Here is a 15,029-nt window from a genome sequence, read left to right on the forward strand (position 1 = left end):
CTTCTCATTTTTGTAAATTGGTTGTGCAGGCATCTTGCCCGCTTGCCGTTATTTTAGGGAGCAAGATGCTCCCACTACTATATTTTTACAAGTCTGAGAGCCACCCGTTCGATACAGGCAAAACTTTAATTTTTATGGATTCAGAATAGGAGGAGCGGGATGAAATTATTAAGATGGTTTTGGGGTTCATTACGAGTCAAAAACAGGAGAATAAAAGTTAAACTATTTTCTCTGTTTTGCTTGGGTTTATTGCTGTTAATTTCATGCAAAAATGTAACGCTTGCTCCCTCCAAAATAGAAGCAGTGCCCCTTAAGGTTGCCTACAGTGCATGGCCTGGATTTTTGCCCATTGCAATCGCTCAAGAAAAAGGATTTTTCGCGCAACAGGGAGTTAAAGTAGAAACCTTTTATTCAGAAGATACAATGGCGCAAATGGCTGACTTTGGTGCCGGCAATTATGATATTGTCACCTTAGCACTGGGCAGCATTGGGATTATCAGCGAAAAAAATCCTGGTGTGCAAATTATTTTTGCGACGGATCGCTCGGCTGGAGCTGATGCCATCGTCGCCCAATCTAACATTACAAGCGTTGCTGATTTAAAAGGAAAAAGAATTGGAACCGGCTTAGGAGGATTTGGTGAATTATTTGTCACCACGATGCTAGAAGCAAACGGACTCACCACTGATGATGTTACTCTGATTAAGGTAGATGGAGACAAAATTCCAGCCCGGATTAAAAGTGGAGAAATTCAAGCTGGCCAGACTTGGGAACCCTACGTTTCGCAAGTCGTAAAATCCGGTGGTCACGCCTTGTTTACTAGCGATAAAACTCCTGGTTTAATTCCAGATGTCGTGGCAGTTCGAGGTCTGGTATTACGCGAGCGCCCAGATGATGTACAAGCTTTCGTGCGAGCTTGGTTTCAAGCCGTAGATTACTGGAAAGGCAACTTTAAAGAAGGAAATGAACTGATTGCTAAAGCTTTAAAGATTTCACCCGAAACAATTTCGCTAGAGGGGGTAGAGTTGCTAACTTTAAAGGATAATTTAAAAGCATTTACCCCAGGTAACACCACAGCTTCATTATACCACACCGCCCAACTTTACTCTAATTTTTATATCCGTACAGGAGGCATAGCTCGACCTTTAGATATCAACAAATTACTCAACCCCTCGTTTTTAGAAAAGTTGCACCAAGAGCGACAGACCAAATCGTAAATGAACATGAAAAATTTGCAGTTGCGCCTCATTGCTCTTTTTTTCATCCACGCGCTGTTCCTTACGGCCTGTTTTTTCACGGCTTCACCCACACCAGAAAGACCGCCATTAAGGCTGATTTACGATTTATGGCCAGGATATTTACCAATTATAATCGCTCAAGAAAAAGGTTTTTTTGACCAACAGGGTGTGAATGTAGAAACACTTGTTACAGAAAATGCTTCCGAAAAAATAGCCGATTTTAATGCCGGCAAAGCGGATGGAATTACCTTAGCACTGGGTAACGTCATGATTTCTAGCGCAGATAATCCGAACGCACACATTATCTTCGCCATTGATCGCTCAGCTGGTGCAGATGCAGTAGTCGCGCAACCTCAAACCAAAAAAGTAAGCGATTTAAAAGGCAAATCAATTGGAACTAGCGTCGGCGGATTTAATGAATTGTTTGTCACCCAAATGCTAGAAGCAAATAACTTGACGCTTGAAGATGTGACACTGGTCAATGTAGAGGGAGAAAACGTCCCCGAACTCGTAGAAAACGGGAAAATACAAGCCGGCAGCACTTGGGAACCCTTTGTGTCACAAGCCATCGCATTAGGCTTAAATGTACTGTTTACCAGCGCCGAAACGCCCGGATTAATCCCAGATGTGATGGTGTTTCAAGGATCAGTGCTGCGCGAACGTCCCGATGATGTCCGGGCATTTGTCCGAGCTTGGTTTCAGGCAGTAGATTACTGGAAAGCCAATCCAGAAGATGGAAAAAAAATTATTGCCCAAACCATGAAACTTCAACCAGAAACAATTTCTCTAAAAGGCTACGACTTACTCACCTTAAACGATAATTTGAAAACCTTTGTACCGGGCAACACCCTAGAATCCTTGCACTACACCGCGCAACTCTATGCCAATTTCTTTGTAAAAACCGGCAGTCTCAGCCGACAACCCAACATTAATAAATTACTAGAACCCTCATTTTTACAGCCGTAGAAACAAGTGATACCATGTGGCTATGCAGCCCTCATTCTTTCCTACCAATGGAAATGCTAGGATCATCGGCCATTTGCTCGCTCCAAGTCTAGTCAAACCAAAGTTCACGCATAAAGCCAAAAAGGTATGAGGCAGTCCAGGCTGTACACTCTTCGCACCAAGCTGATCGTGTCCTTCTTGCTTGTTGCACTCATACCCTTGAGCTTGCTGGCTGTTGTCAACAAACACACCACACAAGAAGCGCTGACGCGCAATGCCAATCAAGCCTTATTTGCAGCAGCCTCCCAAACTGCAACCAGTATAGACGCCTTTATCAATACCAATCTCAACTCGGTTCGCGTCGAGGCGATTTTACCCGGATTGGCCAAATATTTAAGCCTTCCTGCCTCAGAACGAGCCGGTAGTGCTGAACAGGCAATGGCTGGGGCGACTTTACGCAGTCTCAGCCGTAAAGATACCGTGAATATCTTCTCTTATGCCCTGCTGGATCTGCAAGGGCAGAATATACTTGATACCTATACGCCCTATATCGGTCAAGACGAATCCAAGAGCGACTACTTTATTCAACCGCTCAAAACCGGCTTACCCTACGTCTCCACAATGCGGTTTTCCCCAACCGTTCCCGGCTTAGTTAACCTGTATTTTAGTAGTCCTGTCCGCAATGCCACCGGAGAAATGATTGGAGTGTTGCGCGTGTCTTATAACGCCACAGTTGTGCAGCAATTAGTAAGTTTGCAAACCGGACTGGCAGGGCCGCAATCATTCGCAATTTTACTGGACGAACATCACATTCGCCTAGCCCACGGAGCCGGACTGGCCTCCGCTTTTAAATCGGTTGTGCCATTAAAGCCGGCTTTAGTCAAACAATTGCAGGCACAAAGACGGCTGCCCGATCTGCCGGCAGATGAACTATCAACCAACCTACCAGAGTTTGAAAAAGGTTTAAAAAACGCCCCTAATCAGCCTTATTTCAAAACTCAACTGGTAGCAAGCGACAATCAAATCAACTCAATCGCAGTTACCCCACTCAAAACCCAACCCTGGCTTGCCGTCTTTGCCCAGCCACAGGCCGTCTTTCTCGCCCCTATTCAAGCCCAAACTCGCGTCGCATTACTATTAGCTGCCATCATTGCCGGTGTCGTCACAATTGTTGCATTCACTATCGCCCAACTATTGGCTAAACCGATTATTCAATTAACCAATAAAGTTTCTCAATTCACCGCCGGCAAGATGGAAGTGCGGGTTCATATTCAAACACAAGACGAAATTGGCCTGCTTGCTGGTAGCTTTAATACAATGGCTGAGCAAGTTGGTAAACTTCTCCACGGACTGGAAGAACGCACAACAGAACTCAAAGAAGCCGTCAACCAATTACAAGGCGAAATGGGCGGACGAATTCGTGCCCAAGAAGCCCTTCGCAAGGCAAATGAAGGCTTAGAAATTCGGGTAGAAGAACGCACGGCAGAATTAAGGCAAACCAACGATAAATTGCAAGAAGAAATTACCGAACGGCAGCGGGCAGAAGAGGAACTTAGAAAATCCCAGCAAAGACTTTCACTGCTTTTTCAGCAAACCCCAGTAGCGGTCATTGAATGGAACATTAATTTTGAAATAACTGCTTGGAATCCAGCCGCAGAATCAATTTTTGGATATAGCAAAAGTGAAGTGATCGGTCGTCATGCAGCCGACTTGCTCGTACCTGAAAGCATCAGAACTCGTGTCAAGAAAATTCAACAAGCCCTTTTAGCCAGAGCCGGCGGTACTCGCAGCACCAACGAAAATATCACCAAAGATGGAAGAACAATCATTTGTGAGTGGTACAACGCTCCGCTCATTGACGACAGCGGAAACACTATCGGAGTCGCCGCTGTTGCTGTAGATATTACCGAACGAAAGCAAGCAGAAGAAGCATTACAACAGGCTGAAGAAAGATATCGTACTATCTTTGAAAATGTTACGGAAGGCATTTTTCAAACCACCCCAGACGGAAAATTTTTATCAGCCAATCCAGCCTTGGCAAGAATTTATGGCTATTCCTCTCCCGAAGCGCTTGTTCAGGATATCCGGGATATTAACCAGCAAATTTACATTGATGCAAACCGGCGTGCCGAATTTATTGCCACCATTGAAAAACATAACGCCATCGCTGAATTTGAATCTCAGATTTATCGCAAAGATGGCAACATCATTTGGATTTCAGAGAACGCCCGCGCCGTTCGTGACCCCACCGGCAACCTGCTTTACTACGAAGGCACCGTTGTAGACATCACGTATCGCAAAGTAGCGCAAGAAGCCCTGCGTTATCAACAGGAACAATCAGAACTTCTCCTGCTGAATATTTTGCCAGAACCGATTGCTCAGCGCCTAAAACTGCATCCCAGAACCATTGCCGACAGCTTCGAGGAAGTTACCGTTTTATTTGCCGATCTCGTAGGTTTCACCCAACTTTCTGCTCGAATTTCCCCCACTGAAATCGTCGAGTTACTCAACCAAATTTTCTCAGCATTTGACCATCTGGCTGAAAAGCACGGATTAGAGAAAATTAAAACAATTGGGGATGCTTATATGGTAGTCGGCGGCTTGCCGGTGCCCCGAAGTGATCATGCTGAAGCGGTTGCCGCAATGGCACTAGATATGATGCAAGCCATTATTAAATTTAACGCCCGCACCGGCGAAGCGCTTGAAATCCGGGTAGGCATCAGCACAGGACCCGTGGTTGCCGGCGTCATCGGACTTAAAAAATTCATCTACGACTTATGGGGAGACACCGTCAATACCGCCAGCCGTATGGAATCTCAGGGCATCCCCGGTGCCATTCAAGTCACAGCCGGCACTTATGAGCGTTTGCGCGATAAATATCACTTTAAAAAACGAGACCCAATCCAAGTTAAAGGTAAAGGAGAAATGACAACCTATCTGCTCACAGGAAGACATATAGAATCCTAGGGCCTTGAGCATCTTTTCCCCACTCTCCCCCATGCCCCATGCCCGATGCCCCATGCCCCATGCCCCTTCTCCCTCCAAATCCACAGAGCGAGTGTCAGCTGTGTTACCATCTGTGAAAAATCTTCTCGCTATATCGATATATCAATGGGCAAGGTTCTAGTCCTGAACGCCTCCTACGAACCGCTGAACATCACCAGCTGGCGACGTGCGGTCGTTTTGTTGCTCAAGGGTAAAGCGGAACAAGTCGAACACAACGGCAAGTACCTCTATGCAGAATTCCCGCTGCCAACGGTAATTCGGCTACGTTACTACGTCCGGGTTCCTTACAAGGAAATTCCCCTAACCCGCCGAAATATCCTCCATCGGGATAGTCACTCCTGCCAATACTGCGGTTATACCGGCGATGATTTAACGCTCGACCATGTGATACCGCGTTCACGGGGGGGCGGTGATAGCTGGGAAAACATCGTAACAGCTTGCGTGCGGTGCAATGTCAGAAAAGGCAATCGCACCCCAAAAGAAGCCAATATGATTTTGGACTATCCACCGCGTCAACCATACAGCAGTCTCTACTTCGAGGTTAGCAAATACCTAAAAACCGGCTTGCATGATGAATGGCAAAAATATGTGATCGGTAGCAGCTAAGCCCCCAGCATTGAATAAAATGCGGGGGCTTTTTGCAGGAGTTCTCGGCGAACTCGGCTGTGCGGCGATAGTTCGCCGAGAATGCATCTGCCGGCATCAGCAGTGAGTGGCAGCATAGAAGCGCCCCTAAAGGTGTTTTGCTCGCCCAGCCACCGTTCCCAATTCTCCATGCCGGCAGACGTATTCCCCCATTTTATTTTTTTTGTCAAGATTAGAAAGAGCAGATTCAATTGAGCAAGGATCGGCAGCACAGCTCGAAAGCAGTCGAGCCACGACTGGTATAAAATTTTTTTGCTTACCCCAAGCAAATCATCTTCTTCAGCCTGGAAATTGTCGGCTGCAAACAACAAACCCGTACCCAAAAGATGCAGACTAAAGTTCTGCGTCATTTTAATAAAAAAAAATTGAGGAGCCAGTGACATACTCAGGTGAAGAACCCAACAACAATCAGGGTCAGCAAGACGTTGCGGTGATCGTAGCGCCAGCAGGGTCGAATGGCGTTGTGAAAACGCAGGCTCAGTTCCTGGAAAAGAAAGTGGAAGCCTTTCGCCAAACCCTAGAACGGCATAGAGGCCAGCGCCAGTTGGTGATTTTACAGGATTTCCCTGACCCCGACGCCCTTTCCGGTGCTTGGGCGTACCAGTTAATCGCCCAGCAATATGACATTCACTGTGATATTGTCTACGCCGGCGCTCTCAGCCACCAGGAAAACATCGCCCTAGTCAAACTCACAGGTTTGCCGGTGCAGCGCTTTCCTGTTGAAACCGCGAAAAATAAAAATTTATCAATATATGACGGCTGCGCTTTGATCGATAACCAAGGCACCACCAGCGGACTAACCCAGCTGGTACTGTCAGCCGGCATCCCCATTACCGCCGTCATCGACCATCACAGCTTGCAGGCCGATCTCAAACCGGAATTTCTAGATATTCGCCCTTCCACACGAGCGACCGCAACAATTTTCACCCATTATCTCCAAGCCGGTTTGCTCAAGCTAGACAGCAGCATCGCCGATCATGTCAAGTGTGCCACCGCTTTAATGCACGGGCTGCGGTCTGATACCGGCGGCATGAGACTCGCTCAAGAAGATGATTTCTTAGCAGCCGCCTACCTCAGCCGCTTTTATGACGCCCAACTGCTCAGTGCAGTGCTACAGGCATCTCGCTCTAAACGGGTGATGGATGTGATTGAGCGATCACTGCACAACCGGATCGTTCAGAATAACTTTTCCATTGCCGGTGTAGGCTATCTGCGTTACGACGACAGAGATGCCATCCCCCAGGCTGCCGACTTTTTACTAACCGAAGAAAACGTCCATACTGCAGTCGTTTACGGTATTGTTCACGACGAGGACGAAGAACTCGAAGTCGTCACCGGCTCTTTGCGAACCGATAAAATTACCCTCGATCCCGACGAATTTATCAAAGAAGCGTTTGGCCAAGATGCCCACGGGCGCTTTTTTGGAGGTGGCAGAAGTCAGGCAGGCGGCTTTGAAATCCCGATGGGATTTCTCTCTGGCTGCAACGAAAATAAAGACTACGCCAAGATGAAGTGGGAAGTATTTGATGCCCAAATCAAGCAAAAGCTGCTGAGATTGGTCAGTCCCAAGGATGACTTAATCCAGACAGAATAGTTTTTTTGTCCGCAGCCGGCTGTTTGTGCTTCGTTTCCCCATATTTGAAGCTTGATGCCCCATCCCTAGATAACATCCGCTCTCCCCGCGCCCATATCTGACGATCCATGACCGCAAAACTTTACTTTATCCGTCACGGCATCGCAGTAGACCAGCAAGACTGCGATCGCGACGAAGATCGCCCGCTCACAGAAGAAGGCCATCGCAAAACCAAGCAAGTAGCTAAACGACTGCACCAGATGGATATCGCGTTTGATTTAATTCTCACCAGTCCATTGGTGCGAGCTCGCCAAACTGCAGACATCCTAAAAACAGCCGGTTTGTCTGGCAAAATCGAAGAATCAGAATTCCTGGCCCCAAATGGCGACATCGGCAGCTGGCTGAGTTGGTTAGACACATGGCTGCAAGCCGGCGGCACGAGCTTAGCGCTGATTGGTCATCAGCCGGATCTGGCAAATTGGGCTGAAATCTTGGTTTGGGGGGAAGCCAGAGAGGGTCTCGTCCTTAAAAAAGCCGGTATCATCGGTTTAATGCTGCCCGACACTGGACTGCCGGTGGGACGGAGCATGATGTTCTGGCTGACAGCGCCCAAGTTCCTACTCGTGTAGTCGGTGTTCAACAATTTATGTAAAACCAGGAACACCACCAGAGTTTCTGGTAAGTTAGCCTAATGATATTTCACTCAAGTAAAGAGTAGAGCTATGACTGCCGCCGGTGAATTAAAGATAGGGTTAGAATTTAAGCCCGGTTTAGAAGGGGTTCCCGCTACTCTATCCAGCATCAGCTATGTGGATGGACATAAAGGGGTGCTGGAGTATCGGGGTATTCCTATTGAAGAACTTGCAGAAAAAAGCACTTTTCTGGAAACTTCCTATTTATTAATCTGGGGTGAACTTCCCACCCAGGAAGAGTTAGAAGCCTTCGAGCATGAAATTCGCTACCACCGGCGCATTAAATATCGCATTCGGGACATGATGAAATGCTTCCCCGAAAGTGGTCACCCGATGGATGCCTTGCAAGCCTGTGCTGCTGCGCTTGGCCTATTCTATTCCCGTCGCGCCTTAGATGACCCCGCTTATATCCGGGCTGCAGTCGTGCGGCTGCTCGCTAAAATTCCCACAATGGTTGGAGCTTTCCAGCTCATGCGGAATGGGAACGACCCCGTCCAACCCCGCGATGACTTGGACTACTCGGCCAACTTTCTGTATATGCTGACTGAGCAGGAACCCGATCCTCTGGCAGCACGGGTGTTTGATGTTTGCCTCACCCTTCATGCAGAACACACGATTAATGCTTCCACATTCTCGGCACGAGTTACCGCATCAACCCTCACCGATCCTTACGCCGTGGTAGCTTCAGCAGTAGGAACCCTGGCAGGACCCCTGCATGGCGGCGCGAATGAAGAAGTAATTTCAATGCTGGAACAGATTGGCTCTGTGGACAATGTCCGCGCCTACGTTGAAGATTGCATACAGCGCAAGGCGAAAATTATGGGCTTTGGCCACCGAGTTTACAAAGTCAAAGATCCGCGAGCCACAATTCTGCAAAACCTTGCCGAACAGCTTTTTGAGAAGTTTGGCCACGATGATTATTATGATATTGCCGTTGCCTTGGAGAAAGCTGTTGAGGAAAAAATGGCCCACAAAGGCATTTATCCCAACGTAGATTTCTACTCTGGCCTGGTTTACCGCAAAATGGGCATTCCCATCGATTTGTTCACCCCGATCTTTGCGATCGCACGGGTTGCCGGCTGGCTAGCTCACTGGAAAGAACAGCTGGCAGAAAACCGGATCTACCGGCCTACCCAAATTTACACCGGCAATCATGCTGCTGCTTACGTTCCCATCGAAGAACGTTAGTTGAACACGAGCAAGCAGACTGGCTAAGTTTTACAGCTTGCTGCTTTCGTTGGTATATTCCGATTGATTAACTCCTAAAACCTTCAGACTAAACAGACTGAAGGTTTTTTGTCGGAATCTCAATTTGGCAGCGCCACCCTAGGGTGCGTGCCTTACCCACCCGACATTTCTAATCAATAAACATCATCCTTTAGAAATGGTATGAATAAGTAAAATGTCTCACTCTGAATTTTCTGGTGTAAACCGTCGAGCGATATACTAAGCAGTGGGGCAGTAAAAAATCTTCATAATCTATCATCTAAACGGGAAACATGAACCCAGGAATTGATCTGCAAGGAACTTTTATTCAGTCCCTCATAGATTTGGGGGTGCCGGTAGAGATCGCCAAAGTCCTTTGGTTGCCCCTGCCGATGGTGCTGATGCTTGTTGGTGCCACCGTAGGGGTGCTGGTGGCTGTCTGGCTAGAGCGAAAAATTTCAGCAGCAGCGCAACAGCGAATAGGCCCAGAATTTGCTGGCCCTCTTGGCGTGCTGCAACCCGTTGCCGATGGTCTAAAGCTGGTTTTCAAAGAGGATATTATTCCCGCCCAAGCTGACGCACTGCTGTTTACCCTCGGACCCATTATTGTGGTCATTCCAGTCTTTCTGTCCTACCTGATCGTACCCTTCGGACAGAATCTGGTAATCACAGATGTGGGAATGGCCATATTTTTGTGGATTGCGCTGTCTAGCATTCAGCCCATTGGCTTGCTGATGTCAGGCTATGCCTCCAATAACAAATACGCCCTACTAGGCGGACTGCGGGCAGCAGCACAGTCAATCAGCTATGAAATTCCCCTGGCGTTGTCGGTACTGGCGATCGTCATGATGTCCAATAGCCTCAGCACCATCGACATTGTGCAACAGCAATCTGGCTATGGAATTATCGGCTGGAATGTCTGGCGTCAGCCGGTGGGTTTGCTGATCTTTTGGATTGCGGTTTTAGCAGAATGCGAACGCCTACCCTTTGACTTGCCAGAAGCAGAAGAAGAGTTGGTGGCGGGATACCAAACTGAGTATGCCGGCATGAAGTTCGCTCTGTATTATCTCGCTTCCTATGTGAACCTCGTGCTTTCTTCCCTGATGGTGGCAGTGCTTTATTTGGGAGGATGGGATTTTCCGATTCCCATTGGGATGCTAGCCGGCTGGTTAGGCGTTAGTGAAACAACTCCTTGGGTGCAGATGATTACCGCAACGCTGGGAATCACCATGACCCTGCTCAAAGCTTATTTCTTTGTCTTCCTAGCCATCCTGCTACGCTGGACTGTACCCCGCGTCCGCATTGACCAGCTGCTCGATCTGGGCTGGAAGTTCCTATTGCCGGTGGCGCTGGTAAACCTGCTACTAACTGCAGGACTGAAATTGGCATTTCCTTTTGCTTTCGGCGGTTAGTGTGCATTCAGTGTTTTGGGGCGGATAGTGAAGCGGCAATGAGCTGCTAAAGCTGCCCCAAAAGTACCGCTCAAAAAACTGAAAGCTCATAGCTAACCGCTCAGAAAAAGCAAATTGCTTAAAACTTGAAAAGACAGATTGAGAACACCATGCTTAAGTTTCTTAACCAAGTCGGTAACTATACCAAAGAAGCGGTTCAAGCTGCGAAGTATATTGGTCAGGGTCTATCCGTTACCTTTGACCACATGCGCCGGCGTCCGGTGACAGTGCAGTATCCCTACGAAAAGCTCATCCCTTCGGAACGCTTCCGGGGCAGAATTCACTTTGAATTTGATAAGTGTATCTCCTGCGAAGTTTGCGTGCGGGTTTGCCCCATCAACTTGCCGGTGGTGGATTGGACATTTATCAAGGAAAGCAAAAAGAAACAGCTCAAGCACTACAGCATTGACTTCGGCGTTTGTATCTTTTGTGGCAACTGTGTGGAATACTGCCCAACTAATTGCCTGTCTATGACAGAAGAGTACGAACTCGCAGCCTATGACCGGCACGAGTTGAACTTTGACAACGTTGCCCTCGGACGGCTACCTTACAAAGTCACAGATGACCCAATGGTGACGCCTCTGCGAGAATTCGCCTACCTACCCAAAGGCGTAGACAGCCCCCACGACTTGCCGGCAAATGCCCGTCGTGCCGGTAAGCGGCCAGAGGAAATTCTTGAGGAAATGGAAAAATAAGGTCTGGGGGCTAGCGGCTACAGCAACCCTCAACTAGCAACTAGCCACTGGCAACTGACAACTGACAAAGGACAAAACAGTGAATATAGCAGAAGGCGTTCAGATTGTTTCTTTTGGCCTGCTGGCTGTGATGATGATTGGAGCGGCATTAGGTGTCGTGCTATTGTCCAATATCGTTTACTCAGCCTTTTTGTTGGGCGGTGTATTTATCAGCATCGCAGGAATGTACCTGTTGCTGAATGCCGATTTTGTGGCGGCGGCGCAGGTGCTAATCTACGTGGGTGCGGTTAACGTTTTGATTCTGTTTGCCATCATGTTGGTAAACAAGCGCGAGGATTTTGTCTACCTTTCCAATGCGTGGATACGCCGGGGGGCAACCGCACTCGTATGTGCCGGCCTGTTTGCACTTTTGGGTACGATGGTTGTCACCACTCCTTGGGCGATTTCTACCGAAACCGCAGCCGGTGGAGCCTCCATTGTGGTGATTGGAGAGCATTTCTTTACCGACTTTTTACTGCCCTTTGAGTTGGCATCCGTATTGCTGCTCATCGCAATGGTTGGCGCGATCATTTTGGCGCGTCGGGAGTTCTTGCCCGATCTAGGGTCTAACCAATTGGCTCAGCCGCCGGTGTTGACGCTGCCAGAACGTCCTCGTGAACTGGCTTCAACATCAGGAGATAGCACTCAGGGTTCCCCCACTCCCCTGAGTAAATAAGAGAAACTTAGGCTACAGCAGTTTTGATTGATAGAGAGTAACCGGATTCATGCAACTGCAACTCCAGTATTTCCTATTATTAGCGGCAGCACTTTTCTGCATTGGCATTTTTGGATTGATTACCAGCCGCAATGCAGTGCGAGTGCTGATGTCCATTGAGTTGCTGCTTAATGCTGTCAATCTCAATCTAATGGGTTTTTCCAACTTTATAGACCCGCAAGAGGTCAAAGGACAAGTGTTTTCCGTGTTTGTGCTAACAGTGGCCGCAGCGGAAGCCGCAGTCGGTCTGGCAATTGTTCTTGCCATCTATCGCAACCGCGATACGGTGGATATGGAACAGTTTAATTTGTTGAAGTGGTGACAAATAAGATTAGATTTTTAACCGCAGGCATACGCAGATAAATGCAGATAATTATCTTATATATCTGTGTTTATCTGTGTCCATCTGTGGTTAAAAAATCTAAAATTTAAACATTAAAATCGCAAAACGTGCAACTCAAGCAGGTCATTATCGCGCATAAGGCGGGAGACGAAGGGAGCCGGCGTGTGGCAGAACAATGCGCCCGACAGCTCGAAAGTCGCGGTTGCCGTGTTTTGATGGGTCCTAGTGGGCCAAATGATAATCCCTACCCGGTTTTTTTAGCCTCTGCCACGTCACCGATTGATTTGGCCCTCGTCTTGGGGGGAGATGGCACGGCACTGGCAGCAGCAAGGCAACTGGCAACCGATGGCATCCCGATTTTAGCTGTGAATGTCGGCGGCCATTTAGGTTTTTTGACCGAGCCTACAGAGTTATTTCAACCAACAGAACGGGTTTGGGATCGCTTGTTAGAGGATCGCTATGCGGTTCAGCGACGGATGATGCTGCAAGCGATGTTGTTTGAAGGCAGTCGCACCAATCAGGAACCGGCCAGTGATCGCTTTCTGGCACTCAATGAAATGTGTGTCAAGCCGGCTTCCATTGATCGGATGCCCACCTCCATTCTAGAAATGGAAGTGGATGGCGAAGTGGTGGATCAATACCAAGGAGATGGGTTGATTGTGGCCACTCCCACCGGCTCCACCTGCTACACGGCCTCAGCCAATGGCCCGATTATGCACGATGGCATGGAAGCAATTGCTGTAACGCCGATCTGTCCTCTCAGTCTCTCCAGCCGGCCAATCGTCCTGCCTCCTGGTTCTGTCGTCAGTATTTGGCCGCTGGGAGATCGGGATCTTAACACCAAGCTTTGGATGGATGGCGTGCTGGCCACTTCTATCTGGCCTGGACAGCGAGTTGACGTGCGGATGGCCGACTGTCAGGCAAAGTTTATTATTCTTCGGGAAAATTACTCTTACTATCAAACATTGCGGGAAAAACTTCAGTGGGCCGGCGCGCGGATTCGCTATAGTAACAATCACCGCAATTAAAATCTTTGATATTCTTTCTAAAAGAGTTTTAATTTTGAGCGATAAAAAACCCGCTTTCTTAAAAAAACGGGTTGACAATTGAGCAGAAATTCCCTTACTTCAGGATTTAATATTTTTCACTTGGCAGCCGGCATGGCTTTCAAACGAACAGAGCGATCAGAAGTTTGAAAGGTAAACGAAATCCCTAGCTCATTGCAGAAATCAGCGATTAAAACGTAAGTAGAGTTGTCAATAATGATGCCTTGCATGAATGGCTGAACCGGGAAGTCCTGATCGCTAATCGTTTCACCTTGTGCATCTTGAGGCCGGTTGAGATAAATATCGAGAACCGGGTAACCCAAGATTAAAGGAGAATTCGCTAAATACTTAGCTTTCAGAGTATTCGCCTGTAGATTAACGTAGCGGAATTTTTGATTAAAAGTTATAGGAAAGCCAAAGGCTGCGGCAAGTTTTGACAGTTGCACATAGCAACGGTTGTCTGACAGAAGATAGCCCGTAGCAATTAACTGAGAACCTAAATAAATAGGACTTTCATTTTTTTTCTCACTGGTGGATGGCTTGACGATGATTTCGGGAACCGCCATTTTAATCAAGTAGTTCTTAATTTTATTTCGTAAAATTAATCCTCCCTCACCTTCTCGATCTGAAGGCTTTAATTGCCACAAATCCCAGCGTTCAACAAATCCCCCCGGCCAGCCATCAAACCAAGAAGACGGGCCGTAATTTTCGTGAGGTAATCCCAACTGGCGGGCTTTCTCCATGTATTCCTCAGCTTGAGGCGTTGAAGTTGGGAAACGCAACCCGGAAACTTGTTTGGCTTTTTCGATTGGGCAATCTCGATTGGCTGCCGCTTCTGCGTGCGTCATGACGCGATAGATATTGATATCTTCTGGCTGCCAACCGAGTTTAAACGCGAGTTGGGCAGTTTCTTTGCACATATTTTCGATTTGAATAGCTGTGGGGGGAGAAGTCCAACCGTCTGTGCCCATACAAGATACAGCTAACGCCACAGATTCTAGATTGCGACCGGCTGTATGGTAATTAAGCGCTTGATCGTAGCCGGTTAAATGTTTAACCGTGCCATTGCCTAAAATTACCGTGTGATAATGACCGGGTTGCGCCCAATCATAAGGGGTGGCAGTCCAGTGTAGGTAAATTTTTTTGATGATTTGAGCCATTGCAGCGTTTGCCTTTGGTTAATTTGCACTTGAACTTTATTAAGCCTAATTTTAGTGAGCAACTTTAGACACCGGCATCCTTCCCAGGATGGCAGATTGCAGACATCTTCTTGCACCTGTTGCCCACAAGAGTATAATACTGACGCATCGCCCAGCCGGCTCACAGCCCCTTGATTTGCTTGGTTATCGGGCTTGCCGGCGCAAAAAATGCCGGTTGCTAACAACAATAACCAGAAACTAACAAAGCAACAGCCGGCAGCACAGAGGATTTCCTGCC

14 protein-coding genes are annotated in these 15,029 nt (G+C 47.8%); 12 read left to right on the plus strand and 2 right to left on the minus strand.

Annotated features, from left to right (window positions below; all coding sequences use genetic code 11):
* Positions 1-303: 303 nt before the first annotated feature.
* The 4 genes from H6F73_RS14815 (at position 304) to H6F73_RS14830 (ending at position 5,793) form a co-directional block, all read left to right on the plus strand.
* Positions 304-1,215: an ABC transporter substrate-binding protein gene (locus H6F73_RS14815; RefSeq protein ID WP_190759459.1), complete on the plus strand. Its 912-nt coding sequence runs from the start codon at positions 304-306 to the stop codon at positions 1,213-1,215.
* The gene (locus H6F73_RS14820; RefSeq protein WP_190759460.1) at positions 1,216-2,202 is read left to right on the plus strand and encodes an ABC transporter substrate-binding protein; all 987 of its coding nucleotides are present in this window, start codon (positions 1,216-1,218) and stop codon (positions 2,200-2,202) included.
* Between the two features lie 126 nt (positions 2,203-2,328).
* Complete coding sequence (locus tag H6F73_RS14825) at positions 2,329-5,148, plus strand: adenylate/guanylate cyclase domain-containing protein (RefSeq protein WP_190759461.1); 2,820 nt, start codon at positions 2,329-2,331, stop codon at positions 5,146-5,148.
* Positions 5,149-5,292: 144 nt separating this feature from the next.
* Entirely contained in the window at positions 5,293-5,793 is a 501-nt protein-coding gene (locus H6F73_RS14830; protein WP_190759462.1) for an HNH endonuclease, read from the plus strand.
* On the opposite strand, the gene H6F73_RS14835 is transcribed toward H6F73_RS14830, so the two are convergent.
* On the minus strand, positions 5,790-6,182 hold the full coding sequence (locus H6F73_RS14835) for a hypothetical protein (protein WP_190759463.1): 393 nt from the start codon (positions 6,180-6,182) through the stop codon (positions 5,790-5,792). The genes H6F73_RS14830 and H6F73_RS14835 overlap by 4 nt on opposite strands.
* 83 nt (positions 6,183-6,265) lie before the next feature.
* Here H6F73_RS14835 and H6F73_RS14840 point away from each other — a divergent pair, with 83 nt between their 5' ends.
* The 8 genes from H6F73_RS14840 (at position 6,266) to H6F73_RS14875 (ending at position 13,574) form a co-directional block, all read left to right on the plus strand.
* Complete coding sequence (locus H6F73_RS14840; protein ID WP_347239550.1) at positions 6,266-7,426, plus strand: bifunctional oligoribonuclease/PAP phosphatase NrnA; 1,161 nt, start codon at positions 6,266-6,268, stop codon at positions 7,424-7,426.
* A 107-nt stretch (positions 7,427-7,533) separates the two neighbouring features.
* Positions 7,534-8,034, plus strand: coding sequence for a phosphohistidine phosphatase SixA (sixA, locus tag H6F73_RS14845; protein ID WP_190759464.1), 501 nt, complete (start codon positions 7,534-7,536; stop codon positions 8,032-8,034).
* 93 nt (positions 8,035-8,127) lie between these two features.
* Entirely contained in the window at positions 8,128-9,285 is a 1,158-nt protein-coding gene (locus tag H6F73_RS14850) for a citrate synthase (RefSeq protein WP_190759465.1), read from the plus strand.
* A 311-nt stretch (positions 9,286-9,596) separates the two neighbouring features.
* A complete protein-coding gene (nuoH, locus tag H6F73_RS14855) occupies positions 9,597-10,715 on the plus strand; it encodes an NADH-quinone oxidoreductase subunit NuoH (RefSeq protein ID WP_190759466.1) in 1,119 nt (372 codons plus the stop codon).
* Between the two features lie 149 nt (positions 10,716-10,864).
* Complete coding sequence (gene ndhI / locus H6F73_RS14860) at positions 10,865-11,449, plus strand: NAD(P)H-quinone oxidoreductase subunit I (RefSeq protein ID WP_190759467.1); 585 nt, start codon at positions 10,865-10,867, stop codon at positions 11,447-11,449.
* A 79-nt stretch (positions 11,450-11,528) separates the two neighbouring features.
* The gene (locus H6F73_RS14865) at positions 11,529-12,164 is read left to right on the plus strand and encodes an NADH-quinone oxidoreductase subunit J (protein ID WP_190759468.1); all 636 of its coding nucleotides are present in this window, start codon (positions 11,529-11,531) and stop codon (positions 12,162-12,164) included.
* Between the two features lie 55 nt (positions 12,165-12,219).
* Entirely contained in the window at positions 12,220-12,525 is a 306-nt protein-coding gene (gene nuoK, locus H6F73_RS14870) for an NADH-quinone oxidoreductase subunit NuoK (protein WP_199330606.1), read from the plus strand.
* A gap of 128 nt (positions 12,526-12,653) precedes the next feature.
* Positions 12,654-13,574 (plus strand): NAD(+) kinase, encoded by a 921-nt coding sequence (locus H6F73_RS14875; protein WP_190759470.1) that lies wholly within the window; start codon positions 12,654-12,656, stop codon positions 13,572-13,574.
* A 116-nt stretch (positions 13,575-13,690) separates the two neighbouring features.
* Here H6F73_RS14875 and H6F73_RS14880 read toward each other — a convergent pair whose 3' ends face one another.
* Positions 13,691-14,752 (minus strand): peptidoglycan recognition family protein, encoded by a 1,062-nt coding sequence (locus H6F73_RS14880; RefSeq protein WP_190759471.1) that lies wholly within the window; start codon positions 14,750-14,752, stop codon positions 13,691-13,693.
* Between the last annotated feature and the right edge of the window lie 277 nt (positions 14,753-15,029).

Source organism: Microcoleus sp. FACHB-68, from assembly GCF_014695715.1.
Taxonomy (GTDB): Bacteria; Cyanobacteriota; Cyanobacteriia; order Cyanobacteriales; family Oscillatoriaceae; genus FACHB-68.

Excerpts from the sequence above, each read along its gene's own strand:
- nuoH (WP_190759466.1), top strand. The coding sequence starts at position 9,597 with ATGAACCCAGGAATTGATCTGCAAGGAACTTTTATTCAGTCCCTCATA.
- H6F73_RS14850 (WP_190759465.1), top strand. The coding sequence starts at position 8,128 with ATGACTGCCGCCGGTGAATTAAAGATAGGGTTAGAATTTAAGCCCGGT.
- H6F73_RS14835 (WP_190759463.1), bottom strand. The coding sequence starts at position 6,182 with ATGACGCAGAACTTTAGTCTGCATCTTTTGGGTACGGGTTTGTTGTTT.
- sixA (WP_190759464.1), top strand. The coding sequence starts at position 7,534 with ATGACCGCAAAACTTTACTTTATCCGTCACGGCATCGCAGTAGACCAG.
- ndhI (WP_190759467.1), top strand. The coding sequence starts at position 10,865 with ATGCTTAAGTTTCTTAACCAAGTCGGTAACTATACCAAAGAAGCGGTT.
- H6F73_RS14820 (WP_190759460.1), top strand. The coding sequence starts at position 1,216 with ATGAACATGAAAAATTTGCAGTTGCGCCTCATTGCTCTTTTTTTCATC.
- H6F73_RS14880 (WP_190759471.1), bottom strand. The coding sequence starts at position 14,752 with ATGGCTCAAATCATCAAAAAAATTTACCTACACTGGACTGCCACCCCT.
- H6F73_RS14825 (WP_190759461.1), top strand. The coding sequence starts at position 2,329 with ATGAGGCAGTCCAGGCTGTACACTCTTCGCACCAAGCTGATCGTGTCC.
- H6F73_RS14830 (WP_190759462.1), top strand. The coding sequence starts at position 5,293 with ATGGGCAAGGTTCTAGTCCTGAACGCCTCCTACGAACCGCTGAACATC.